The organism is Rhizobium sp. WSM4643 (assembly GCF_025152745.1).
GTDB classification, from domain to species: Bacteria; Pseudomonadota; Alphaproteobacteria; order Rhizobiales; family Rhizobiaceae; genus Rhizobium; species Rhizobium leguminosarum_I.
In genome coordinates this window covers 4,679,099-4,703,334 of the sequence record NZ_CP104040.1, presented here as the reverse complement: position 1 = coordinate 4,703,334, position 24,236 = coordinate 4,679,099, and the positions used below count along the sequence as shown (strand labels likewise).

The 24,236-nt window shown below is 60.7% G+C and carries 28 protein-coding genes and 1 tRNA gene; 11 read left to right on the top strand and 18 right to left on the bottom strand.

Going from position 1 to position 24,236, the window contains the following annotated elements:
- Positions 1-9: 9 nt before the first annotated feature.
- The 5 genes from N1937_RS23090 to N1937_RS23070 form a co-directional block, all read right to left on the bottom strand.
- Entirely contained in the window at positions 10-768 is a 759-nt protein-coding gene (locus tag N1937_RS23090) for a CpaD family pilus assembly protein (protein ID WP_260057059.1), read from the bottom strand.
- Positions 765-2,264, bottom strand: a complete 1,500-nt coding sequence (locus tag N1937_RS23085) for a type II and III secretion system protein family protein (RefSeq protein WP_260057058.1) — start codon at positions 2,262-2,264, stop codon at positions 765-767. Before N1937_RS23085 ends, N1937_RS23090 begins: the two co-directional genes overlap by 4 nt.
- A gap of 12 nt (positions 2,265-2,276) precedes the next feature.
- Positions 2,277-3,092, bottom strand: a complete 816-nt coding sequence (cpaB, locus tag N1937_RS23080; RefSeq protein WP_162115531.1) for a Flp pilus assembly protein CpaB — start codon at positions 3,090-3,092, stop codon at positions 2,277-2,279.
- A 110-nt stretch (positions 3,093-3,202) separates the two neighbouring features.
- Positions 3,203-3,715 (bottom strand): A24 family peptidase, encoded by a 513-nt coding sequence (locus tag N1937_RS23075; protein ID WP_017966541.1) that lies wholly within the window; start codon positions 3,713-3,715, stop codon positions 3,203-3,205.
- Positions 3,716-3,839: 124 nt separating this feature from the next.
- Positions 3,840-4,025 carry a Flp family type IVb pilin gene (locus tag N1937_RS23070; RefSeq protein ID WP_017966540.1) on the bottom strand — a complete coding sequence of 62 codons (186 nt, stop codon included), beginning with the start codon at positions 4,023-4,025 and terminating at the stop codon, positions 3,840-3,842.
- A 380-nt stretch (positions 4,026-4,405) separates the two neighbouring features.
- Between N1937_RS23070 and N1937_RS23065 the strand changes: the two genes are divergently transcribed.
- From N1937_RS23065 to N1937_RS23035, 7 genes are all read left to right on the top strand, one after another.
- Positions 4,406-4,816 (top strand): pilus assembly protein N-terminal domain-containing protein, encoded by a 411-nt coding sequence (locus tag N1937_RS23065; protein ID WP_017966539.1) that lies wholly within the window; start codon positions 4,406-4,408, stop codon positions 4,814-4,816.
- Positions 4,817-4,931: 115 nt separating this feature from the next.
- Positions 4,932-5,567, top strand: a complete 636-nt coding sequence (locus N1937_RS23060; protein WP_260057057.1) for a TadE/TadG family type IV pilus assembly protein — start codon at positions 4,932-4,934, stop codon at positions 5,565-5,567.
- On the top strand, positions 5,567-6,148 hold the full coding sequence (locus N1937_RS23055; protein WP_260057056.1) for a TadE/TadG family type IV pilus assembly protein: 582 nt from the start codon (positions 5,567-5,569) through the stop codon (positions 6,146-6,148). The genes N1937_RS23060 and N1937_RS23055 overlap by 1 nt, the downstream gene beginning before the upstream one ends.
- 200 nt (positions 6,149-6,348) lie before the next feature.
- Positions 6,349-7,569, top strand: a complete 1,221-nt coding sequence (locus tag N1937_RS23050) for a phosphopentomutase (RefSeq protein ID WP_260057055.1) — start codon at positions 6,349-6,351, stop codon at positions 7,567-7,569.
- Positions 7,566-8,534 carry an adenosine deaminase gene (locus N1937_RS23045; protein ID WP_017966535.1) on the top strand — a complete coding sequence of 323 codons (969 nt, stop codon included), beginning with the start codon at positions 7,566-7,568 and terminating at the stop codon, positions 8,532-8,534. The genes N1937_RS23050 and N1937_RS23045 overlap by 4 nt, the downstream gene beginning before the upstream one ends.
- Positions 8,535-8,640: 106 nt before the next feature.
- Entirely contained in the window at positions 8,641-9,270 is a 630-nt protein-coding gene (upp, locus tag N1937_RS23040; RefSeq protein ID WP_003544477.1) for a uracil phosphoribosyltransferase, read from the top strand.
- A gap of 125 nt (positions 9,271-9,395) precedes the next feature.
- Positions 9,396-9,965 (top strand): TIGR02281 family clan AA aspartic protease, encoded by a 570-nt coding sequence (locus tag N1937_RS23035; protein WP_260057054.1) that lies wholly within the window; start codon positions 9,396-9,398, stop codon positions 9,963-9,965.
- Between the two features lie 6 nt (positions 9,966-9,971).
- Here the strand turns inward: N1937_RS23035 and deoA are convergent, their stop codons facing one another.
- From deoA to N1937_RS22990, 9 genes are all read right to left on the bottom strand, one after another.
- Positions 9,972-11,279, bottom strand: coding sequence for a thymidine phosphorylase (gene deoA / locus N1937_RS23030; protein WP_260057053.1), 1,308 nt, complete (start codon positions 11,277-11,279; stop codon positions 9,972-9,974).
- Position 11,280: 1 nt separating this feature from the next.
- Positions 11,281-12,057 (bottom strand): deoxyribose-phosphate aldolase, encoded by a 777-nt coding sequence (gene deoC / locus N1937_RS23025; protein WP_162115538.1) that lies wholly within the window; start codon positions 12,055-12,057, stop codon positions 11,281-11,283.
- Positions 12,058-12,171: 114 nt separating this feature from the next.
- Positions 12,172-12,972: a purine-nucleoside phosphorylase gene (locus N1937_RS23020; protein WP_170277224.1), complete on the bottom strand. Its 801-nt coding sequence runs from the start codon at positions 12,970-12,972 to the stop codon at positions 12,172-12,174.
- On the bottom strand, positions 12,969-13,358 hold the full coding sequence (locus N1937_RS23015) for a cytidine deaminase (protein WP_017966530.1): 390 nt from the start codon (positions 13,356-13,358) through the stop codon (positions 12,969-12,971). Before N1937_RS23015 ends, N1937_RS23020 begins: the two co-directional genes overlap by 4 nt.
- Position 13,359: 1 nt before the next feature.
- On the bottom strand, positions 13,360-14,331 hold the full coding sequence (locus tag N1937_RS23010; RefSeq protein ID WP_170277222.1) for an ABC transporter permease: 972 nt from the start codon (positions 14,329-14,331) through the stop codon (positions 13,360-13,362).
- Between the two features lie 10 nt (positions 14,332-14,341).
- The gene (locus tag N1937_RS23005; protein WP_162115542.1) at positions 14,342-15,445 is read right to left on the bottom strand and encodes an ABC transporter permease; all 1,104 of its coding nucleotides are present in this window, start codon (positions 15,443-15,445) and stop codon (positions 14,342-14,344) included.
- 7 nt (positions 15,446-15,452) lie between these two features.
- Positions 15,453-16,964, bottom strand: a complete 1,512-nt coding sequence (locus tag N1937_RS23000) for an ABC transporter ATP-binding protein (RefSeq protein ID WP_162115543.1) — start codon at positions 16,962-16,964, stop codon at positions 15,453-15,455.
- 88 nt (positions 16,965-17,052) lie between these two features.
- Complete coding sequence (locus N1937_RS22995; RefSeq protein WP_017966526.1) at positions 17,053-18,045, bottom strand: BMP family lipoprotein; 993 nt, start codon at positions 18,043-18,045, stop codon at positions 17,053-17,055.
- A gap of 316 nt (positions 18,046-18,361) precedes the next feature.
- Positions 18,362-18,679 carry a hypothetical protein gene (locus N1937_RS22990; RefSeq protein ID WP_018070333.1) on the bottom strand — a complete coding sequence of 106 codons (318 nt, stop codon included), beginning with the start codon at positions 18,677-18,679 and terminating at the stop codon, positions 18,362-18,364.
- Between the two features lie 226 nt (positions 18,680-18,905).
- On the opposite strand from N1937_RS22990, the gene N1937_RS22985 reads away from it, so the two are divergent.
- Positions 18,906-18,995: transfer RNA gene (locus N1937_RS22985), tRNA-Ser, on the top strand.
- A gap of 100 nt (positions 18,996-19,095) precedes the next feature.
- Here the strand turns inward: N1937_RS22985 and N1937_RS22980 are convergent.
- Positions 19,096-19,572, bottom strand: coding sequence for an Lrp/AsnC family transcriptional regulator (locus N1937_RS22980; RefSeq protein ID WP_222248589.1), 477 nt, complete (start codon positions 19,570-19,572; stop codon positions 19,096-19,098).
- 41 nt (positions 19,573-19,613) lie between these two features.
- Here N1937_RS22980 and N1937_RS22975 point away from each other — a divergent pair, with 41 nt between their 5' ends.
- From N1937_RS22975 to N1937_RS22965, 3 genes are all read left to right on the top strand, one after another.
- Positions 19,614-20,234, top strand: coding sequence for an RBBP9/YdeN family alpha/beta hydrolase (locus N1937_RS22975; RefSeq protein ID WP_260057052.1), 621 nt, complete (start codon positions 19,614-19,616; stop codon positions 20,232-20,234).
- Between the two features lie 243 nt (positions 20,235-20,477).
- Positions 20,478-20,687, top strand: coding sequence for a KTSC domain-containing protein (locus tag N1937_RS22970; protein WP_003555857.1), 210 nt, complete (start codon positions 20,478-20,480; stop codon positions 20,685-20,687).
- 441 nt (positions 20,688-21,128) lie between these two features.
- Complete coding sequence (locus tag N1937_RS22965; protein ID WP_017966522.1) at positions 21,129-21,368, top strand: CrpP-related protein; 240 nt, start codon at positions 21,129-21,131, stop codon at positions 21,366-21,368.
- On the opposite strand, the gene pncB is transcribed toward N1937_RS22965, so the two are convergent.
- The 3 genes from pncB to N1937_RS22950 form a co-directional block, all read right to left on the bottom strand.
- Positions 21,350-22,654: a nicotinate phosphoribosyltransferase gene (gene pncB, locus N1937_RS22960; protein WP_017966521.1), complete on the bottom strand. Its 1,305-nt coding sequence runs from the start codon at positions 22,652-22,654 to the stop codon at positions 21,350-21,352. The two genes, N1937_RS22965 and pncB, sit on opposite strands and share 19 nt — an antisense overlap.
- Before the next feature lie 186 nt (positions 22,655-22,840).
- Positions 22,841-23,188, bottom strand: a complete 348-nt coding sequence (locus tag N1937_RS22955) for a hypothetical protein (RefSeq protein WP_026154385.1) — start codon at positions 23,186-23,188, stop codon at positions 22,841-22,843.
- Positions 23,189-23,276: 88 nt separating this feature from the next.
- A complete protein-coding gene (locus N1937_RS22950) occupies positions 23,277-24,236 on the bottom strand; it encodes a 2-hydroxyacid dehydrogenase (protein WP_260057051.1) in 960 nt (319 codons plus the stop codon).

Below are 24,236 nucleotides of genomic sequence, written 5' to 3'. Positions count from 1 at the left end.
CGTTCCGCCTTAGAAGCTACTGTCGCTGCCGGCGACATCTTCGATCGTCGATGTCGTCGTGCGGTATTCCTGGATGGCGTTGTTGCGCCGCTGCGCGTCGATCGGGGTCATGCCACGGGGCGCCACCAGATCCTCAGGATTGGCGATCTGGGCGGCAAGGTTGTTTTGCGAGGCGCAGCCGAAATTATAGTAATTCTGGTTGGTCAAATCGTTCGAGATGTCCTTCGGCCACTGGCCGCATTGCGTGGTGATCGCGGTGGTGCCGGTAAAGCTCAGCCGGATCGGCGCCGCATCGCGGGGCCCGGCGGCGGCATAGGATGTATTGACGATTTTCGAGCTTGCGATCCCCCGCGACACCAGCTCGGCACGGACCTGATTGCGCAGTTGATAGGCTGCTGCCGAATTGGGCGACCCTTGCGGCGACAGCACGTAAACAGGGCCTGAGGCGCGCGAGATGTAGTTTGTGGCAAAACCGCGGATGAGGTCTCGCTGGGCGATGGTCAGGCGGCGGTCGGTGGAGGCGACGGGTATGTCAACCGTCTGCTCCGCCTCCGTCACGATGATCGGATGACGGGCGCGGTAATCGTCCGGAATACCGCCGGTCGTCAGCTGGTCATGCGGGCCGGCGCATCCGGAAAGGACGGTCATCGACATGGCGGCCATCGCAAAAAGCGCCTTCGAGATTCCGAAGCGGGGAGTTGTAGCAATCATATGGGCCATCGCCTGATCTCTGTTTCCTGCCATTGCTGCCGATCGTGCCCCGCTCATTTGTAGATGAACCCGATCGAGCCGTGGAACTGCGCGTCGGCGACGGGCGCCTCGCGGCGGCCATAGACCTTGTTGACACGGTTGAGGAAGAAGGTTGCGCCATCGTTTTCGGGGCTGAAATTATCGTCCGGGCGGTTGAGCTGATTGCGCGCCACCGGACGCACCAGATAGGGCGTTGCGATGATGACGAGTTCGGTTTCCTGGCGCTCGAAACCCTTCTGGCGGAAGAGCGTGCCGAGCAGCGGGATCTTCGAGACGCCGGGCGTGCCGCCCATCGTCTGGGAAACGTTGTCGCGGATAAGGCCGGCGAGCGCGATCGAACCGCCCGAGGGCAGCTCCACCGAGGTCTCCGCCGAACGGCGCTGATAGGTGGCGTTGCCGCTGCCGGCCACCGGTTCGGAGACATTGGTCTTGATCTGCAGGCTGATGCGTCCCGATGACAGCACGACCGGCTTGAAGGCGAGGTTGATACCATAGTTAAACGGCACGACAGTGACGTTGCCGTTGCTGTCGGTCGTCGAATAGAGCTGCTGGCCGCCGGAATTGAAGGTCGCGGCCTGACCCGATATCGCCGTCAGCGTCGGCTCGGCGAGCGTCTTGACGACCTTGGCCTGCTCCAGCGCGTTGAGATACGTCGAAATGTCGTATTTGCCGATCGAGCTCTTGAAGAGCGCCGCCAGACCGCCGCCAACCGTCGATGTGGCACTGTCGGCACTGGGACTGCCGAGCTGGGCGACCGTTATGCCGGAGGAATTGGAAACGAGGTTGTCGAAGCCAAGCTGCTTCAGCACTTCGCGCCGGACCTCGGCGATCGTCACCTTGAGAGTGACCTGGTCCTCGCCCTCGATCTGCAGAAGATTGACGACCTGCGAGGCCTGACGGTTTTCGGCAAAGAGCGCCACCGAGCTATCGCCGCCGGTGCCGGATGCGGTCTCGGTTCTGGTCGTCGCCTCGCCGCCCTTCAGGAAGACCTGCGCCAGATCGGCCGCCTGCGTGGCGTCCTGCGGCGTGCGCACGGTGCCGGTCAGCACGATGTTGTCGGAGACGATTTCGACGTTGATGTTGGAGTCCGGAATGAAGCGGCGGAGATTGACTTCGAGGCCGGAGACGTCGCGTTCGATCTCGATGTCGAGATTGACGATCTCCTGTCCACCGGCACCGAACACGAAGATATTGGTCTGGCCGACCTTCTTGCCGAACAGGTAGATGCGCCGCGAGGTACGGGTCACGGCATCGGCCATGGTCGGATCGGAGACGAGGATATCGTGCGCGTCGTCCGGCAGATCGACGACGACGGCCTTGTTGAGCCCGAGCTTCAACCGGCGATGGGCATTGGGGCCAGTCTGAGAGATCCGGACCAGGCTATCGGAATCGGCGTGCGCCTCGCCTGCGCCGAGAAGCGGGGAGAAAGAGGTCGGAACGATACCGGCGACGCCGATTGCCAGCCAAAGGCAGCCTGTCAGGAGAGGTCCGGCGCGCCGCGTTGAATTGCCCATGTGCACGTTCTCTTACTCCGCCTTCGGTGCTGCGCTGGCATCCGTGACGATGGCGCCCGATTTGATGACTTGGATGATCGCACTGCCGTTGTCACCGCTCAGCAGATAGTCGGCGGCACTTGTATCCTGCTCCTGCGCATCGGCGACCGAGCGCAGCGCGAGCGACAGCCGGTCCGCCATCTGCTGGGCGACAGCGAGAACCTTCGTTTGATCAGGGGTGAGCTCGAGCGTCGCGGTCGTGCCGACCACCGATTTCGAGCCGTCGTCCTTTTCCTGTATCTGTTGGTCGATGGCGAGAACGCGAACATTGCTCAGTACGGTTTCGGTAATGAGCTTGGCGGCTTCGGTGCCCTTGCGGACCATGATGACATCGACGCGGTCATTCGGCAGGATGAAACCGCCGGCACCTGTTGCCACCGATATCTCGGTCGCGACGGCACGCTTGCCGGCCGGCAACAGCGAGGAGAGGATGCGGCTGCTGGAATCGGCGAGCTTTTCCGGCCGGATCGGTTCGCCCTCGAAGATCGGCAGACGCACGACGGCGCCCTGCAGATCCTTGATCGCATCCGGCTTGTCGGCTTCGGTGATGAGGCCCTGGACGACGCCGCCCTGCGGCCAGGCCATCCAGTGCACCAATTTGTCGTCCAGCCTTGCGCCGACCGGCAGATTGGCGCTCGAAACGAGGACGTTGACGGTCGGTTCCTTCTCGACGACCGAGCGGACCTGGGTGACGACACCGCCGCTGCCCGCCATGCGCATTGCCAGGAGGCCGGCGAGGCCGGCTGCCACCACGGCGACAGCTAGGATTATAAGGCGGGCCGGTTTCATCGATCATTCCTCAGGGCACGATATGTTCGCCCTGTAGAATGCTCAGCAATTGGTGTAATTATGGTTAATAGAACGCTTACATTTTAAGTTAACGGGCATTTAAAATGCCGTTATTTCAGGCTTTCCAGTGCGGCGAGAAAAAGCGGCGAGGAAGGGAAGGCCATGAAACCGCCGATCGCGATCGCGATGCCATAGGGGATCTTCTTGGCGAGCAGCAAAGAGTTCGGCACCGGCAGCCCGATGGCGAGGATCGTGTTCGTTTGCGTTCTCACCAGCAGGATCAACAAGGTGACGAGGCCGCCGACCGCTGCGACGTCGGTCATCAGGAATGCAAGGGATTGATTCAGACCGAACCAGAGCGCTGTGGCGCTCAGCAGCTTGGCGTCGCCGCCGCCCATCACATTGAAGGCAAAAAGGGCAAAGCATGCGGCAAAGACGATCGCGCCGGCGGCAAGATGCATACCGATTGCCTGCAGGCCGAGGCCCGAGAACGGCGCCAGTGCGAGGAAAGAGAAAACAAGGATCAGGGAAATGCGGTTCGGGATCGTCATGGTGAAGAGATCCGAAAAGGCCGCGATGGCGAGGCAGAGTGGCAGTATTACAAAGACTGCAGCTGCGATCATGCGTATACCCGATCTTAATAGGATGCGAAAAGGCTCACGGCCATTCCAGCGCGTGAGCCCGCTCGATCGACCAGCCAGGTCAGACCGGCCAGAATGAGGAAGGTGCCGCCTCGCGGCACCTCGCTTAGTTGGCCGCCGTAGTGGCGCTATCCATCTTGGTGCTCAAACCTTCGAACGTGTTGCCGATCTTGGTGCCGAGGCTCGTTGCGCCGGTGATGAGCGCCACGGAAATGAGAGCGGCGATCAGGCCGTATTCGATTGCGGTCGCGCCGGATTCGTCCTTCAGAAAACGGCTAAAAAGCTTGGTCATGGTAACTCCTAACTCCAGTTGATGTTCAGCACGTCCGCCAACTGTTTGCCGTTGATCGGATGACTGCAACCTAGCGAATGGCCGTTTCCATCGGCTTAAGGAAAAGAGTTAACTAGACGTGAACGAGACAACAGGCCTTTGTAGAGTCAGTATTTTCTTACGCACTTACCTCAATATTTAACAATATTCTTGGAATAACTGCTGAATTCATCCGGAAATAGCACAAATTCCGTCTCCAACCGAGGCGTGCACCGTCCCGAAACCGTGCCAGATCGGAGCATTACGCTTCATCCCGGAACAGACCGGCGGGCTTAAGGCTTCGTTCACCATTTTTTTCCATTCTATGTGCATATTGCGCTGTGATCGTGAAAGAGGACCAAATGTCATCAAGCGGCAAAACCATTTTCTTTGCCGGCATGATCGCCGCTTTCGGTGTTTCGGGAGTTTCCGCGGCCGCAGACGATGACATGCTGCGCGTCTACATGGATCACGCGCGCGTGCTGAAGCTCGATCGCCCCGTCAGCAAGGTGATCGTCGGCAATGCCAAGGTCGCCGATGCGACGGTTGCCGACGCCAAGACCATCGTGCTGACAGGCCGCAGCTTCGGCACCACCAATCTGGTGCTTCTCGATGCCGACGGCAATGCGATCCTCGACGAACGCATCCTGGTGTCGATCGACGAAGGCAATACGGTGCGTGTCTACCGGCAGACCGAGCGCTCCGTACTGTCCTGCACGCCGAATTGCGAGCAGCATGCGCAGCAAGCAGCCACCGCGACCGCCTCACCCTGAGCATATCTCGGAGCTTTCTCGACCATTCGTTAAAATCGTCGTGTCAGGCTGAAACGGAAAATCAACGAACGGATCCTAGTGTGGCGGACGAAGAATGTCGCTTAGGGTCCAGGCAATGACGGTAATTGATCAGAAGACGGATGAGGGGCGCGCCTTTACGCCATCCCGTTTCTTACGGTTTCGCGCTCTCGCCGGCTCACGCGAGGGTGCTGCGGCGATCGAATTCGCCCTGCTTGCCATTCCCTATTTCCTGGTGATTTTCGCAATCCTCGAAACTTTCGTCGCCTTCGCCGCCGAGGAACTCGTTTCCAACGGCGTTGATACGATGAGCCGACGAATGCGAACCGGGCAGATCACCTATAATCTCGGCCGCACGACCGATATGAACCAGGCGCAATTCCGCCAGGCTTTCTGCGATGAGATCTCGATCCTGATCCGTTGCTCGGCAAGCGAAGTCGCCACGCCAAGCAAGCTCTACCTGGATGTGCAGACGTTCAGCGCGTTTTCGGCCATTCCGACGACGATCCCCAAGCTTTCCACAGACAGATATGCCGACATCAATACTGCGGCCTTCAAATATGCGCCGGGCGGCGCCGGCACGATCAACATGGTCCGTGCCTATTACCGCTGGGAAATCATCACGGATCTGGTCAGGCCCTATATCAGCACGATACGTCCCTCCGACGGTTCGATGCCGAGCCAATATCTGATCGTCGCGACCGCGGCCTTCCAGAACGAGCAGTATCCATAATGGCGTTGCGCAACCCGTTCACCAGACTGGTCCTGATGGCGCGGCGGCTCATCCGAGACCGCAAGGGCGCCGGAGCGATCGAATTCGCGATCCTCTTTCCCGTGCTCATCATGCTTTATATCGGCGCTTTCGAGATCACCATCGGCCTCAGCGTCAGCAAGCGCGTGACACGCGCCGCAGGAACGGTGGCCGACCTCATCACCCAGCAGCAATCCGTCACGAAGAGCGCGCTCGCGCAGATGCCGTCGGTCGCAACGGCGATCTTCGTGCCCTACAATTCGACGGCGCTGACGCTGAAGATCACGGGGATTACCATCGATGCCAGCGCCAATGCGAAGGTGCTCTGGTCCTGGGCAAAGGACGGGACGGTGCCCTATGCCAAGAACGCCACAGTGAGCAACGTGCCATCGGACATGAAGACGGCGAACAGCTTCCTGGTCCGCACCGAGCTCAGCATCCCCTATACGATGTTCCTGTTCGCCCCGAATTTCATGCCGGACGGCATGCGCACGATTACCATCAGCCGCAGTTATTTCTACCGCCAGCGGCAAGGCGACTCGATTCCTTGCGGCGACTGCTGACGGCGCTCCCCATTCTTCTCTGCTGCATAACTCCTAGATCGAAATCGATTTAGGAGTTATGCAGCAATTCAAAGTGTTACAGCGTCCTTTGAAAAAGACGCGCGCGCTGTAATTTGCCAAGCCGGCCGCGGCATTATATGGCTGGAGCTCAGCCGCCTCCGACATTTCAGAGGCCGGCGATCGGCTTTCTCGGGTGTAAAATGGCGCGTGCCTTTCTTTTCGTTCTGGATTCCTTCGGCATTGGCGGAGCGCCGGATGCGGCGGCCTATGGCGACGAAGGCGCCGATACGCTCGGCCATATCGCCGAGTTCTGCGCAGCCGGAGCCGGGGACCGCACCGGATTGCGCGAAGGGCCGCTTTCCCTGCCCAACATGTCGGAACTCGGGCTGATGCATATCGCCCGGTCCGCTTCCGGCCGGTTTCCGGCCGGCATGCCCGTCCCGGAAAAGGTCTACGGTATTTATGGCGCCGCCACCGAAATCTCCCGTGGCAAGGATACGCCATCAGGTCATTGGGAGATCGCGGGAACACCTGTCAGTTTCGATTGGGGTTATTTCCCGAGGGAGGGCGACGCCTTTCCTCCAGAATTCATCGAGACATTGTGCAGGGAGGCTGACGTGCCCGGCATCCTCGGCAATTGCCATGCCTCGGGAACGGAGATCATTGCCCGGCTCGGCGAGGAGCATATCCGCACCGGCAAGCCGATCTGCTACACCTCCTCGGATTCGGTCTTCCAGGTCGCGGCGCATGAGGTGCATTTCGGCCTCGATCGTCTGCTCGCCTTCTGCCATTTGGCCCGGGGACTGCTCGATCCCTACAATATCGGCCGCGTCATCGCCCGGCCCTTTATCGGCCAGTCTACCTCTTCCTTCCAGCGCACCGGAAACCGGCGCGACTTTTCCGTGCTGCCGCCGGAACCGACGCTGCTCGACCGTCTTATCGAGCACGGACGGCACGTGCATGCTGTCGGAAAGATCGGCGACATCTTCGCGCATCAGGGCGTTTCCAGGGTCATCAAGGCGAACGGCAATGAGGCGCTGATGGATGCGTCGCTCTCGGCGATCGACGAGGCTGAGGATGGCGATCTCGTCTTCACCAATTTCGTCGATTTCGACATGATCTACGGCCATCGCCGCGATGTGCCGGGTTATGCCGCGGCACTCGAAGCCTTCGATGCGCGCTTGCCCGAAGTCCACAAGAAACTGAACCCCGGCGATCTCGTCGTGCTCACCGCCGATCATGGCTGCGATCCGACCTGGCGCGGCACGGATCATACGCGCGAGCGCGTGCCTGTTATCGCCTATGGCCCCGGCATCCGGTCGCGTTCGATCGGCGTGCGCCGCAGCTATGCCGATATCGGCGAGAGCATCGCCCGGCATCTCGGCATCGCGGCCGGACCGCACGGAAGGAGTTTTCTGTGACATCGCATCTGAAGAAGGTCGAGTTGCACTGTCATCTGGAGGGTGCGGCCTCTCCAGTTCTGACCGCAGCGCAGGCGCGGAAATACGGCGTCGACATCAGCGCCGAGCTTCGCGACGGAGCCTATGTCTGGCATGATTTCGCAAGCTTCCTCGAATGTTACGACAAGGTTTCCGAGGTCTACAGGACCGAAGAGGACTACGCGCTTCTGACCGAAACCTATCTCGACGAACTGGCCGGCATCAATACGATCTACAGCGAGCTCATCGTTTCGCCCGATCACGGCAAGCGCATCGGGCTGGGCGCCGATGCTTATATATCAGGTATCTGCGAAGGCATCCGGCGGGCCAAGGAAAAGAGCGGCATCGAGGCTCGGCTGATCGTTACCGGCGAGCGGCATTTCGGTCCGGAGAGTGTGATCGGTGCTGCCGAATATGCGGCAAAGGCCGGCAATCCCTTGATTACCGGCTTCAACCTTGCCGGCGAGGAACGCATGGGGCGCGTCGCCGATTATCTCAGAGCCTTCGATATCGCCCGCGATGCCGGCCTCGGGCTCACTATCCATGCCGGCGAGGTCTGTGGCGCCTTCAGCGTCGCCGACGCGCTCGACGCGGTGCGCCCCTCGCGCATCGGCCATGGGGTGCGCGCCATCGAGGATCTCGATCTGGTGAAGCGGCTTGCCGATCTCGGCACCGTGCTCGAGATCTGCCCGGGCTCCAACATCGCGCTCGGGGTTTTTCCCGATTTCGCTTCTCATCCGCTGCGCCGGCTGAAGGAAGCCGGTGTCAGGGTGACGATCAGTTCTGACGATCCGCCTTTCTTCCGTACCTCGCTCAAGCGAGAATACGAGCTTGCCGCCGGGGCTTTCGGCTTCGGCGACGCCGAGATCGACGCCATAACGCGCACTGCGATCGAGGCGGCCTTCGTCGACGATGAGACACGAAAGACCTTGCTCGCCCGGCTTTAAAAGACTCGAGGGACTGGGGAAGATCGACGCAAATCGACCGCCACTCTTGCGGTCGGGACGATTTCCGTGAAAGAAACATCCGATAGAAAGAATGAAAGGCTTCCCCATGGACGGCGTCACGGTCATCGATCATCCGCTTGTGCAGCACAAGCTCACCATCATGCGGCGCAAGGAGACATCGACGGGAAGTTTCCGGCGCTTGCTGCGCGAAATCTCGACCCTGCTCTGCTACGAGGTGACCCGCGATCTCGAACTGACGATGGAAACGATCGAGACGCCGTTGCAGACGATGGAATCGCCGATCCTCGAGGGCAAGAAGCTGGTCTTCGCCTCGATCCTGCGTGCCGGCAACGGGCTGCTCGAAGGCATGCTCGATCTCGTGCCTTCCGCCCGCGTCTCGCATATCGGCGTCTACCGCGATCACGAGACGCTGCAGCCGGTCGAATATTATTTCAAGGCGCCGGAGGACGTGGCCGAGCGGCTGATCATCGTCGTCGATCCGATGCTTGCGACCGGCAATTCCTCGATCGCGGCGATCGACAAACTCAAGGAACGCGGCGCCCACAATATCCGTTTCCTCTGCCTGCTTGCCGCCCCGGAAGGCATCCGCAACTTCCGCGCCGCGCATCCCGATGTTCCGGTTTTCACCGCATCGATCGACAGTCATCTCAACGAGAAAGGCTACATCATGCCCGGCCTCGGCGATGCCGGCGACCGCATGTACGGCACCAAATAATTTCAGCCTTCCTTTACCAAATCGAAAGACCTTGAGGCCCGGAGGTTCGTTCCGGGCCTTTTGTCGTCGATATTAGCAACTTATCAGCACTTGAGGTTTAGCAAGCTTGAAGCATGAGGCACGGCATGAAGCCGGGTTTATACAGGAAGGATTTCTGTTTCATGCTCGTGCGCACCGTCCTATTCGCCAGCATCGCCGCGGTGCTCGCCACACAGGTGCCTTCCTTCTTCGGAAGCGCCAGCCAGCAACCTGCTGACGCTCGCTCCGCCAATTACGTATCGACCGAAAGCAATGAACCCGCAGTCCCCGCGCCCGTATCCGGCAGCAATGCGATCCGCCTGCAGGCCGATGCGCAGGGCCATTATACCGGCAGCTTCAAGATCAACGGCAAGCCGGTGCAGGGCCTGATCGATACCGGCGCCACTTATGTGGCGCTCAACGAGACGCTCGCCCGCCGACTTGGCTTCACGGCCAACCAGCTCGATTTCCGTTATGGCGTGAACACCGCGAACGGCCAGACGAGGGCCGCGCATGTGACACTCGACCGGGTCGAAATCGGCGGTATTCGCGTGCGCGATGTCGAAGCCTTCGTCCTGAGGGACGATGCGCTGACGACGACGCTGGTCGGCATGAGCTTCCTGCAGAAGCTCGCCTCCTATTCCGTCGCCGACGGTTCGCTCAGCCTCAAGCAGTAAACCGCATCAGACCAGCCCCGCAATCACCGGTGTCAGTTCCGGCTTGTCGTCGGTGATGCGGTAGTGCGTGGCAAGTGATGTCGCCGCCCTCTCCGCCGCGGTCTCGTCAGCGGCGTGAACGAGAGCGATCGGTTCGCCCGCCTTTACGCGGGTGCCGAGCGGCAGGAGTTCGGAAAAGCCGACGCGATGATCGATCCGATCCGCCGGATGGCGTCTTCCGCCGCCGAGATCGATCACACTGACGCCGATACCGCGCGCATTGCAGGCGGCAAGCCAGCCGGACCGGACGGCCGGGACAGGTTTTTCGACAGGTGCCCTTGCCAGATATCGGTCGGGGTTTTCAATGAGATCGGCCGGACCGCCGAGCATCGACACCATGCGCGCGAAGACCTCGGCCGCCTTTCCCGATGACAGGGCCTGACGCGCCACTCCCTCGGCTTCATCAGACGAAGCGGCAATGCCGGATTTCACCAGCATTTCGGCGGCGAAAGCGAGAACGACGGTCTCAAGCCGCGTGTCCTTTTTTCTGCCCGCCAGGAAATCCAGGCAGTTGCGCATCTCGACGGCATTGCCGGCACTATCGGCAAGCGGCTGGTTCATGTCGGTGATCAGGGCCGAGGTCTTCACGCCTGCGCCATTGGCCACCTCGACCAGCGACTGCGCGAGGATCTCCGCCTGGCCGCGGTCAGCCATGAAAGCGCCGTTGCCGACCTTGACGTCGAGCACCAGCGTCTCGAGCCCGGCCGCAAGTTTCTTCGAGAGGATAGAGGCGGTGATGAGGGGGATGGAATCGACCGTGGCGGTCACGTCGCGCACGGCATAGAGCCTGCCATCGGCGGGCGCCAAGGTCCCGGTCTGACCGATGATGGCGCATCCCACCTCCTTCACGACTTTGTGGAACAAGTCAGCATCCGGGGTGATCATATAGCCGGGAATGGATTCGAGCTTATCCAGCGTGCCGCCGGTGTGGCCGAGGCCGCGCCCGGAGATCATCGGAACGGCAAGGCCGCAGGCAGCGGCGATCGGCGCCAGCATCAGCGAAACATTGTCGCCGACGCCGCCGGTCGAATGTTTGTCGGCGATCGGGCGGTCGATATCGGCCCATTGCAGCCTGTCGCCGGAATCGGCCATCGCCAGCGTCAAGGCCACGATTTCGGCCCGCGACATGCCCTTGAACCAGACGGCCATGGCGAAGGCGCCGATCTGGCCTTCCGACAATTGGCCGGCAGCCAACGCAGCGATGAAGGAGCTGATATCGGCGGCATCGAGTTCTTCGCCATCGCGCTTGCGTCGGATGATCTCCTGCGGGATCATTTCAATAGCTCGACGCCGCAGCCGGTGCCGACTGTGTTCCGCTCAGAACCGCCAGGATATCGTCGAGCAGGCCGGAAGCGCCGAAGCGGAACGTTGACGGCATCGCCCAGTCCGGCGTCATGATGGTTTCGGCAAGGCTGAGGTAGAGCGCCGCATCCGCCACCGAGCCGATGCCGCCAGCCGGCTTGAAGCCGACCTTGCGCCCACTTTCACGAATAGTCCGGATCATGATGTCGGCGGCTTCGAGCGTCGCGTTGACGGCGACCTTGCCGGTGGAGGTCTTGATGAAATCTGCACCGGCCTCGATGGCGAGTTCAGAGGCACGGCGGATCAATGCCGCATCCTTCAACTCGCCGGCCTCTATGATGACCTTCAGGACGACGGGGCCGGTGCATTCGGCGCGCACGGCCTTGACCATGTCGGTCACCGCCTTCTCATTGCCGGCGAGCAGCTTGCGGTAGGGGATGACCAGATCGATCTCATCGGCGCCATCGGCAATCGCCTCACGCGCTTCGGCGGCGACATCGGCCACTTCCATATCGCCCGAGGGGAAGTTGACGACGGTTGCGATGCGCACGGCATGGCCGGTGCCGAGGATGTTGCGCGCCTGGGCGACGAACCGCGGCCAGATGCAGATCGCAGCGCTGTTGCCGTAGGGCGTCTGGGCGCGGGCGCACAGCGCATCGATCTGCGCCTCGGTGCAATCGTCCTTCAAATTGGTGAGATCGAGAAGGGAAAGGGCGACAGCCGCCGTCTCCCGGTTGGAATGGCTATTCATCTTCGCTTCCTCTCGAGCATGATGTCGAAAAGTGTGGGCGGTTTTCAGACGACATCATGCTTTAACTATTTAACTTAGAACAGGATTCAGATTTTAGGCCGACCCGGCCCAAAATCATCCTGTTCCAGCCGCAATCATGTCTTTCAAGATGGCGGCGAGACGGGCGCCGCCGATGGGCGCCATGTCCTTGGTTTCTTCATGGCTGAGCTCATTGCCGGTCATGCCTGCGCCATAGTTGGTGATAACGGAGGCGGCTGCAACCCTCAGGCCCAGCATTCTTGCGATGATCACCTCGGGCACTGTCGACATGCCGACGGCATCGGCGCCGAGGATGCGCGCCATGCGGATTTCGGCCGGCGTTTCGAAGCTTGGACCGGAGAACCACATATAGACGCCCTTTGCCAGCTCGATTTCAAGCTTTGCTGCTGCCCTCTGCATCGCCGCGGCAAGCCCCGCATCATAGGCATTGGTCATGCCGACGAAACGGTGATCGCTTTCCTCTCCGATCAGCGGGTTCATGCCGGAATAGTTGATGTGATCGGTGATCTGCATTACCGAACCGGGCGGCAAGTCGCCGCGCAGCGATCCGGCCGAATTGGTCAGGATCAGGGCTTCGACGCCGAGCGCCTTCAGCACCTCGATCGGCAGGCGCATGGCGTTGGCGTCGCCCTTCTCGTAATAATGCACGCGGCCGGAGAGCATGATAACGGGCACGCCGCCGAGGCGGCCGGCGACGACTTCGCCCGCATGGCCGGAGACGGCGCTGACGGGAAAGCCCGGCAGGTCGCGATAGGGAACACGCACGGCGCCATCGAGCTCACCGACGAGGGAGCCGAGACCGGAGCCGAGCACGATGCCGTGGCGCGGCTTGATGCCCCCGAGCAATGCGGCGAGCAGGCTGACCGTCGCCTTCATCCGAGTTCCGTTTCGAAGCTGAAGGGAAGAAGCTCTTCCATCGTCATGGTCTTCTTCACGCCCGACTCATCGCAAAGGTAAATCTTCGTCTCCTTGGAGGCGAATTCGGAGATCTTCTGGCGACAGCCGCCGCAGGGCGGGCAGAGCGGCAGTTTTTCGGCAATGACGGCCATTTCGACGATCGTCTTCGCGCCGCCCATGATCATGGCGCCGATCGCCGTCGGCTCGGCGCACCATCCTTGCGGAAAGGAAAGGTTTTCGATGTTGGCGCCGGTATAGACCTTACCGTCCTCGGCGCGGATCGCCGCGCCGACCGGGAATTTCGAATAGGGCGCATGCGCAAAAGCCATGGCGCCGCGGGCGGCTTCGAACAGGTCGTGAGACATATCAACGCTCCTTCGTATAAGGCACGCCGCCGGCTTTCGGCGGGGTCGCGACGCCGATGAAGCCGGCAAGCAGGACGCAGGTTAGAACATAGGGCAGCGCCTGGAAGACCTGAACCGGCACTTCGCCGATCAGCGGTACTTGCTTCCCCTGCATGAAATTTGCCAGCGCATCGAGGAAGCCGAAGAGCAGGCAGGCAAACATGACGGGCACCGGTTTCCACTTGGCAAAGACCAGAGCGGCAAGCGCGATGTAACCCTTGCCGGCCGACATGTCCTTGATGAAGGCGGCGGACTGGGCGATCGCCAGATAGGTGCCGGCAAAGCCGCAGAGAATGCCGGCGCACATGACGGCGCGGTAACGCAGCCAGGCAACCGAGATGCCGGCAGTATCGACCGCGCCAGGGTTTTCGCCGACGGCGCGCAGCCTGAGGCCAAAGCGTGTGCGGTAAAGCACCCACCAGGAAAACGGCACGGCGAGAAAGGCGAGATAGGTGAGGACATTGTTGCCCGATATGACATTGGCATAGATCGGGCCGATGATCGGTATGTCGTGGGCGGCATCGGCGCCCGGCAGGATGATCGGCGCGAAGCGCGATTCCGGCGACAGCTGCGGCGTGCGTCCGCCCTGGCCGAACCAGGCCTGGCCGAGCACGATGGTGATGCCGGCGATGAAGAAGTTGATGGCGACGCCTGACACAATCTGGTTGCCGCGATTGGTGATCGAGGCGAAACCGTGCACCAGGCTCAGCGCCACCGAGCAGAGGATGCCGGCACCGAGGCCGAGCCAGGCAGAATCGGTAAGATAGGCAACGCAGGCGGCGGCAAAGGCCGATCCCAGCATCTTGCCCTCGAGACCGATATCGAAGATGCCGGCACGTTCCGAAAACAGACCGGCAAGGGCGGTGAAGATCAGCGGGATCGACAGGCGGATGGTCGAGCTCAGAACGCTGATGAAGATGTCATAATAATCCATCACTCGCTCCTTAACCGCGCTTGAATTGTTGGTAGAGGCGCACCATCGCCGGCCGGAACATATATTCCAGCGCGCCGGCAAAGAGGATCACCAGACCCTGGATGACGAGGATCATCTCGCGGGTGATGTTCGGCATTTCGAAGGAGATCCAGTCGCCGCCCTGGTAGAGGATGCCGAAGAGGATCGCCGCCACGATGATGCCGAGCGGATGATTGCGGCCCATCAGCGAGACGGCGATGCCGACGAAGCCGGCACCACCGACGAATTCCACCTGCAGACGGGCCGACGAGCCCATGACAGGGTTCAGCGCCATCATGCCGGCGAGCGCGCCGGAGAGCAGCATGGCGATGATCACCGTGCGGGCATAGGGGATGCCGGCATAGGCCGCCGCCGTCGGGCTGACGCCCAGCGTGCGCATCTCGAAACCGAGCTTGGTGCGCCAGACAAGCAACCAGACGAGGTAGCTGACGACGAGCGCAATGATGAAGGAGACGTTGAACGGGGCAGCCCCCAGCTTGGCGCCGAACAGTTGCATAACCCAGCCGAGCTTCGGCAATTGGCCGCCTTCGAGGAAGGTGCGGGTTTCCGGCGCCATTTTGCCGGGCACGATCAGCACATGCACCAGGAGATACACCATGAGCGCTGCGCCGATGTAATTGAACATGATCGTCGTGATGACGATGTGGCTGCCGCGTTTTGCCTGCAGGAAGGCCGGGATGAAGGCCCAGGCTGCGCCGAACAGGCCGGCGCCGACGACGGCGATCGGCATCGTTACATACCACGGCACGTAGCGATCGAGCGACAGTGCCACCAGCGCGCAGCCGAGGCCGCCGACATAGGCCTGGCCTTCCGAGCCGATGTTGAAAAGGCCGGCATGGATCGCCACCGCGACGGAGAGGCCGGTGAAGATGAAGCTCGTCGCGTAATACAGCGTGAAGCCGATGCCTTCGCCATTACCGAGCGCGCCCTGGATCAGCAGCGACAGCGCATCGAGCGGGCTCTCGCCGATCAACCAGACGACGAAGCCGGAGATCAGGAAGGCGACGATGAGGTTCAAAATCGGGATGAGGCCGTAATTGATCCAGTTTGGTAGCGGAACGGAAGCAGTGCTCATAAAGGCCTCACGCGGCAATGCCGGCCATCATCAGGCCGAGGGTCTGTTCACCGGCATCGGGCGTCTTCTCGCCGACGACATGGCCGGCAAACATGACAAGGATACGGTCTGAAAGGGAGCGGATTTCATCGAGTTCGACGGAGACGAGCAGGATCGCCTTGCCCGCGTCGCGCATCTCGATGATCCGGCGGTGGATGAATTCGATGGCGCCGATATCGACGCCGCGTGTCGGCTGGCCGATGATCAGCATCTTCGGATCGCGTTCGATCTCACGGGCGACGACGATCTTCTGCTGGTTGCCGCCGGAGAAATTCGCCGTCTTCAGCCGCGGGTTCGGCGGGCGAATGTCGTATTTCTCGATCTTCTCCATCGCATCCTTGCGGATCGCTTCGAGATCGAGCAGCGGGCCTTTGCTGTAGGCCGGGCGGCGGTGGTAACCGAGCACGGAATTTTCATATTCCTCGAATTTCAACACCAGGCCCATATGGTGGCGGTCCTCGGGAATATGAGCGAGGCCGAGATCACGCAGGCGGGCGGGATCGGCCTTGTCGATCGTCTGGCCGTCAAGCAGGATTTCACCGGAGGTCGGCTTGCGGATGCCGGCAATCGCCTCCAGCAATTCCGACTGGCCGTTGCCGGCGACACCAGCGATGCCGACGATCTCACCGGCGCGCACGTCGAAGGAGACGTTGTCGACCATGGTGACGCCGCGATTGTCCTTGACCGTGAGGTTGCGGACAGACAGCACGGCGGCTTGCGGGTTCGCCTCCCCCTTCTGCACACGCAGCAGCACGCGGCGGCCGACCATCAGTTCGGCGAGTTCCTCCACCGTCGTCTCCGACGTCTTGCGGGTCGCGACCATTTCGCCGCGGCGCATGACCGAGACTGTATCGGTGATCGCCATGATCTCGCGCAGCTTGTGGGTGATGAGGATGATCGTCTTGCCCTGGTCGCGCAACACCTTGAGAATGCGGAAGAGGTGATCAGCCTCCGCCGGCGTCAGCACGCCTGTGGGCTCGTCGAGGATCAGGATCTCGGCGCCGCGATACATGGCTTTCAGGATCTCGACACGCTGCTGCAGGCCGACCGGCAGCTCCTCGATCAGCGCGTCGGGATCGACCTCAAGACCATATTCCGTTTCCAGCCGCTTGAGCTCGGCGCGCGCCGAGGCGACGCCCCTCGCCAACAGCATGCCGGCTTCGGCGCCAAGCATGATGTTCTCGAGCACCGTAAAATTATCGACCAGCATGAAATGCTGGTGCACCATGCCGATGCCGGTGGCGATCGCCGCCTGGCTGTCGCGGATGGTGACGGGGCTGCCGTTGACGCGGATCTCGCCGCTGTCGGCATGATAGAAACCGTAGATGATCGACATCAGGGTCGATTTGCCGGCGCCGTTTTCGCCGATGATGCCGTGGATCGTCCCCCTGGCAACGGTAAGGTTGATGTCCTTGTTGGCGTGGACGGCACCGAACTTCTTGTCGATGCCGACAAGCTCGATAGCGGGCTTATCTGTCACTGCAGGCTCCAAATAAGAAAAGGGCGTATGGCGAAAATCCCCTCCGCCATACGCCCGATCTCAATCGTCGATCACATTCGGGCGCGGATCACTTCGGGCAAGCGTTGTCCGAGGTGTAATCGTGAACCTTGATGGTCCCCGCGATGATGTCGGCCCTGGCCTTGTCGACGGCAGCCTGCATTTCCGGCGTGATCAGCGACTTGTTGTGCTCATCGATCGCGGCGCCAACACCGTCTTCCTTGACGCCGAGCGCCTGGACGCCGCCGGTGAACTTGTCGTTCTTGGTGTCGTTGTAGGCGTTGTAGACGGCGAGATCGACGCGCTTGACCATCGAGGTCAGGACCGAGCCCGGATGCAGATAATTCTGGTTGGAGTCGACGCCGATCGACAGCTTCTTGTTGTCGGCGGCCGTCTGGAGAACGCCGAGACCGGTGGCACCGGCTGCCGCATAGACGACGTCAGCGCCCTGGTCGATCTGGTTCTTGGTGAGCTCGCCGCCGCGGACCGGGTCGTTCCAGGCCGCACCCGTCGTGCCGGTCATGTTCTGGAAGACTTCGATATCGGCCTTGACGGAGCGTGCGCCCTGCTCGTAGCCGCATTCGAACTTGCGGATCAGCGGAATGTCCATGCCGCCGACGAAGCCGACCTTGCCTGACTTCGACGCCATGCCGGCGAGAACGCCGACGAGGTAGGAGCCTTCTTCTTCCTTGTAGACAACCGAGCGGACGTTCGGCTTGTCGACGACGGAGTCAACGATGATGAACTTGGTATCCGGGAATTCGGCTGCAACCTTCTCGATGGCCGAGGTCCAGGCGAAGGAAACTGCAACCACCGGATTGAAACCGCGGCTTGCGAAGTTGCGGATGGCCTGTTCGCCCTGGGTGTCGCCCGTCGGCTCGAAGTCGCGATAGGCAATGCCGGTCTCGGCCTTGAACTTCTCGGCACCGTTATAGGCCGCCTCGTTGAAGGATTTATCAAACTTCCCGCCGGTGCCGTAGACCAGCGCCGGCTTGACATCGGCGGCAAGCGCCGTCGTCGACATGGCAGCCACGGCAAAGAGAGTGAGAAGGGATTTTTTCATTGTGCAGCCCTGTTGTTGCTATTCGTTAGGGGTCCTCCCGCAAGCCCTTTTCGGGCATGTCTGCGGAACCACCGACCTCCCCCCGGAGGCCTGGCTGCGCGCATCCTTGCATGGCTCGCGGAAAAATTCACCAGAAATTTTTCAGCTGGTAAAGATTTGCAGCGATTGCCGAAAATCAGCTCTTCGGGGCTGATTTTTGGACATTCCTTGCATCAAAATGCGGATTTTCTAGCCAATCCGGAGGCAAATACCGAGGTAGAAGGGCGGTCGATGCCCACCCGGATTTCTCGCCGGATCGTGCCGCAAAACAACCTTGCTATGCGGTGAAGCGACCGGCCACCGGCGGCTTCTTGTAGCCGATCATCCACAGAAGCAGCGCGATCACCAGGAAAACGGCAAAGGCCGGCTGGAGCATCAGCCACTGGAAGATGAAGGTGTAGAAACGCGGGTGGATATAATAGGAAAGGGAGGATTGCAGCGACGTCAGGGTTGTCGGGCTCACATCCTGCCAGGCATCGGAGATCGGCGTCATCACCACGGAAGAGGCCGCAACCGATTGGATCGAATCGATGGTCCCGGCAATAACGGCCGCCGCAAGCGCGACAAGACTCGCCAGACGCAACAGGAAACGCATCAATTCCTCCGACGCTCGATATGCCGGACAATTCCGGCCGGCCGCGCCATTCTCCACCTTGAGAATTACATAGTCATCGACGAGGTGAAGCACAATGGAGGGGCCGAGGCGAGTTTTATCTGAAGAAGTCAAAAAACTGTTAGATTTCGGTTGATCGACAAAAATTCATCGGTATATATCGCGCCGTTCCGACGATTTGCTCCTATCCTAGGCGCGAACGCCCAATGGACAGGTGGCCGAGTGGTTTAAGGCGCACGCCTGGAACGCGTGTGTACGTGAAAGCGTACCGTGGGTTCGAATCCCACCCTGTCCGCCATGCCCTCATTTTCAGTATTGATTGCAGACCGCATCGAGAGCGGGACGCGAAAGCGTTTGGCGGCAGGCTTTGTTGAAACAAGCTGGTCGTCCGCATATTCTCAAGGACGCTGAATCAGGGCGCGTCCGATCGGCTTCGGGTTCTCGCTGCGCAACACCAGAGATGTCGTCACGGCCCCAAATCGCGCAATCGTGTCAACGATCGTTTCCAGTTCTCCGGGCGACGGGACAAGCACCTTCAAGAGAAAACAGTCCTCTCCGGTGAGACGCAGTACTTCCATGACTTGCGGCATTTCCGCGAACTGTTTCAGACAGGCCTTGATATGCTCATGCGTCGTGCGCAGGCGAAGCACAGCCGTCATTCCAATTCCCAAAGCGGTCGGGTCTATCCGGGCGGTGTAACCGACAATGATGCCGCGATCTTCCAGCCGCTTGACGCGTTCCGATGCTGCCGGCTGAGAGAGCCCGACCCGCCGACCGAGTTCGGAGATCGCAATGCGTCCATTTTCCTGCATCGCTTCGATGATGGCGATATCGGTCGGATCGAGCAATACCCGATTGTTTTCCTGAAAAGCCATGGGATCACCTTAAAATCATCGGAGAGCGGCGTGGTTTTCCGATGATCATTCATTCCGAAGCAAATGAAAATGCATCATTTTCACCTGCGCGGATGATCAAAGGAAAAGACATGAAGGACATCATCATATTGCCGGGAATTGGCGGTTCGGGTGAGACTCATTGGCAAACACGCTGGGAAAGGTCGAACCCGGACATGCGGCGTTTCCAACCGGCTAATTGGGAAAAGCCCGACTTGGCGGACTGGATTTCAGCTCTGGAGCGCGCCGTCGGCGCATCGGCGACCCCTCCCCTGCTGGTCGCCCATAGCCTTGCCTGTCTGCTGGTTGCTCATTGGCAGCAGGTTTCTTCGCTTGCCGTTGCCGGAGCGTTTCTTGTGGCAGTCCCGGATCCGCAGTCCGCGTTATTCCCTGAGGAGGCGGCCGGATTCGCCGATCCGCCGTCGCAAAAGATGCGCTTCCCCACTCTGATTATCGCAAGCGCCGATGATCCCTTCGGCACGCTCGATCATGCCCATGCGCGCGCGGATCTGTGGGGCAGCGGCCTTGTCGCGATCGGTCCTTTCGGCCATATCAACGGGCAAAGCGGTCTTGAGGACTGGGGCCAGGGAAAGGCGTTGCTGACGGCCTTCTCTGCCGGATTGGCGAAATCTGATCGGGCTTGATCTGATTTCGAGCTCCCGACCAAATTGCGGAAACAGGCTTTTGCTGCGGCGGATGCGTGCGAGGCGGAGCAACGAAATGCCCCGCTCGCAAGCGTACGTTCGAGGCTCTCGAACCCGTCGCTCCGATGACGCTACGAGGTTTAAAACGTCCAAAGATTCCTGAATTTTTACCATGCCGCTTCACCGCGTCTTTGCACGTTTGGGTTTATCTTTCTGCCAAACCAAAATACGGAGATTAAACAGGTGGAAGAACTTTCGGTAAAGTCGAAGATCATCAAATCCGTCTATTTCAGCCAGGAAGACGGACGGCTCAGGATTTGTTTCAAGAATGGCGAGGAACGTCTGTTCGAAGGCGTTCCCTCCTCGGAAGCCCACGCGATGACGGTGGCGCCGTCTCCCGGCCATTATTATCTCGACCGGATCAGAACCCGGTTTCGCAGATTGGCAGCCTGAAAACCCGCGCGGATAGCGACGGCACGCATTGCGGGGTTGTGTGGAATCGGGACGCGGCCGGTGGATATTAACCGGCTGTTAGCCTTCGATATCATCTGGGTTGGATCGCCCCTGCCGAACAGCGGCAACGTGTCGGCGCTGCCGGCTTAAAGGTCGGCCAGCCGGGAGGCTCGGCGGCGAACCCCAGCCAGGAAGCCGAGCCTCCCCGTCACGTGACGCTCGTGGAGCGCCATGCCGAAATGCGTATCGTTTTCGAACGCCACATGCCCCGCTTGTTTGCTTGAGATCGTATGATCCCGCGCCAGTTTGGGACCCCATCATCCCACCGAACTAGCGAATTGGAGCTAATCCTGTGAAAAACTCGAGATATCGCGTCCGGACTCGACAATGCTTTATTAGCATGATTGCATGAAGCTATCGGGTAAAGACCGGAGAGTGATGATGTTCGAGAAGCTGCTTGAGATGCAGGAGCGTGGCGCACGGGACCGTGCCCGTGGCCGCAGCCTGGCCGACAATCCGATGTCGAAGCCGGATATCCTGCCGATCACCGACTTCCAGGAATGGTACTCGATGTTCGACGCCTGGCGCTTCGGTTGGTCGATCGAGGATGCGATGGCGGGGCACATCAATATGCCCCGGGATGGCGGCACATTGGCCCAGACCTATACCAGAACGGTCTGATCGACCCTGTCCTCGGCGCCGAAGAATTTCAGGTAGCGTTCGACCTCGGCCGGTTCGCCGGTCGCCTTCTGCGGGTTGTCGGAGAGTTTCACCGCCGGACGGCCGTTGGCGTCGCTGACCTTGCAGACGATGGAGATCGGGTTGAGGCCGGAGATCTCGATCGGCGCGCAGCCGGAAAAATCGTTCGTCAGGTTCGTGCCCCAGCCGAAGCTCATGCGCACGCGGCCTTCGAAATGCCGGTAGGTATCGATGATAGCGTCGACGTCGAGACCGTCGGAGAAGATCAGCAGCTTCTGGCGCGGATCGCGGCCCATCTTTTTCCACCAGTCGATAATCTTCTCGCCGCCTTCGATCGGCGGGGCACTGTCCGGGCGGAAACCGGTCCAGTCGGCGACCCATTCCGGCGCGTCGCGCAGGAAGGCGGCGGTGCCGAAGGCATCCGGCAGGACGATCAGAAGGTTGCCGCCATAGAGCTTGTTCCAGTCGCGCAGGATCTTGTAGGGCGCGTTGCGCAACTGCTCGTCGGTTTCGGCCAGGGCGGCGGCCACCATCGGTAGCTCGTGGGCATTGGTGCCGACGGCCTCGAGATCGGAATCCATCGCCAGCAATACGTTGCTGGTACCGGCAAAGGCCGGGCCGATGCCTTCCTTCAGCGCCTCGACGCACCAGCGCTGCCAGAGGAAACTGTGACGGCGGCGGGTGCCGAAATCGGAGATGCGCAGGCCCGGCAGTTCCTTCAGCCGTTCGACCTTCGACCACATCTTCGCCTTGGCGCGGGCATAGAGCACATCGAGGGTGAAGGGACCGAGCGCCTTCATCGCCGAGCGCGACCTAAGCTCGTTGACGATGGCGAGCGCCGGGATTTCCCACATGGTGGTTTCCTTCCACGATCCGTGGAAATCCAGCACATATTGCCCGTCCTTCTTCGACAGCTCGTATTCGGGCAGCTGGAAATTGGAAAGCCAAGCGAGGAATTCCGGTTCGAAGATCTGCGCGCGACCATAGAAGCTGTTACCCGCAAGCCAGATCATCTCCTTCTTGGAGAGCCTCAGCGTGCGGGCATGATCGAGCTGCTCGCGCAATTCGCCTTCATCGAGTTCTTCGGCCAGACGCACCCGCTTGGTGCGGTTAATCAGGGTGAAGGAAGCGTTCACGTCCGGATAGAGCTTCCAGATCATCTGCAGCATCAAAAGCTTGTAGAAATCGGTATCGATCAGGCTGCGGATGATCGGATCGAGTTTCCAGGCGTGATTATAGACGCGTCTTGCGATATCGGTCCTGGCCATGAAACTCCCGCCCTGTCCACTCCGGTCAGGTGCTGCCAAATTCCCGGGTACTGCCAAGTTCCCAGCCGGCGCACGAAACCGGCTCGTGTGCCTTCTTATCGAAAAATCGGCGGCTAAAGTCCAGACAAAACAATAAACGCCCCGCCGCAGTGTGGCGGCGGGGCGTGAAGGTGGTTTTGCTGACGATTATTGGGCCGGAGTTGCGGGCGCCACATTCGGAGCGGCCGGCGTGTTGTTCGGCGTTTCGGTTGGAACGGCAGTACCGTTCTGCAGTGCCGGCGCGGGGGCCGGAGCAGGCTGCTGCGACTGAAGCTGCTGGCCTGGCTGCTGCGGTGCCACCTCTTTCGCCTCGCGCCTGCCCCAAATCTCGACCGGTATCCAGACCACGAAGGCAAGCACCAGCGCAACGATCAGCACTGTCAGAATGCGATAACCGGTGCGTCCCTGCCTTGCCTTCACCGGCGGGATCAGCTGTTCCTTGTGAAGCTTGCGATCGGATTTTTCCCAGCGTGTTTCCCTCTGATGCGCCATCATCATCTCCTTCCGCTGTCTTGACCGGCCGATCCGGCTGCGAAGAATTTCCGCAAAGGAAACGGGCGGCTGTCTGGAAGGTTCCGAAAGCTCAATAGCCGGCGACGCGGTCGACTACGAATTGCAGCGGCTCGCCGCGCTCAAAACGGGCGATCTGCGTCTCGACATGCCGGAACAGCGCGTTTTCTTCGGAGACGGCCGCGTCGTGCGGCGTAAGGAAGACGTTCTGCAAGTCCCACAATGGGCTGTCTGATGCAAGCGGTTCCGCCTCGAAGACATCGAGGGAAGCGCCGCCGAGGGTACCGTCACGGATGGCGGAGGCGATATCGGCCTCGACCTGGCTCTTGCCGCGGCCGGCATTGATGAAAACCGGCTGCCCGAGCGCGCCGTTACGACGCAGCTTCGCAAACAGACCGGCGTTATAGAATCCCGATGTTTCAGGCGTCAGCGGCAGCAGGCCGACGAGGATGTCGGTCCTTGCGAGAAAGCTGTCCAATGCGCTGGCGTCGAAGGTTTCGATACCGTCGATCTGCTTGCGGGTGCGCGACCAGCCGATGATATTGAAACCCATCACCCTCAGCTTGGCGACCGCGTCCTGCCCGAGAACGCCGAGACCCATGACACCGATCGTCACTTCCGCCGCCTCCGGCGCGATCAATTTTGCCCATTGGCGCTGGCGCTGGTGGCTATCATGGGCGTATTGCCCGCGCAGATGCATCAGGCATTGCATGACCACCCATTCGCTCATGCGTGTCGTCAAGCTGCGGTCGACGAAGCGAACGATCGGGATCTCCGGCAGGCCGGCCATGCCGATGATATGGTCAACGCCAGCGCCGCCCGAAAAGATCACTTTCAGGTTCGGCGCCCGCGCGAAAAGGTCGGCATCCGGCTTCCACAGAAGCGCGTATTCGACCGCGCGGAGATCGCGCGCCTGATTGGCCGGATCGGCGAGATTGATGCTGCCGCGGTCGGCAAAGGCCGTCTTCAGCACGCGCGCGACGCCTTCGGCATTGAACTTGATATCGACGAGAACGGGAGGACGGGCGGGCAT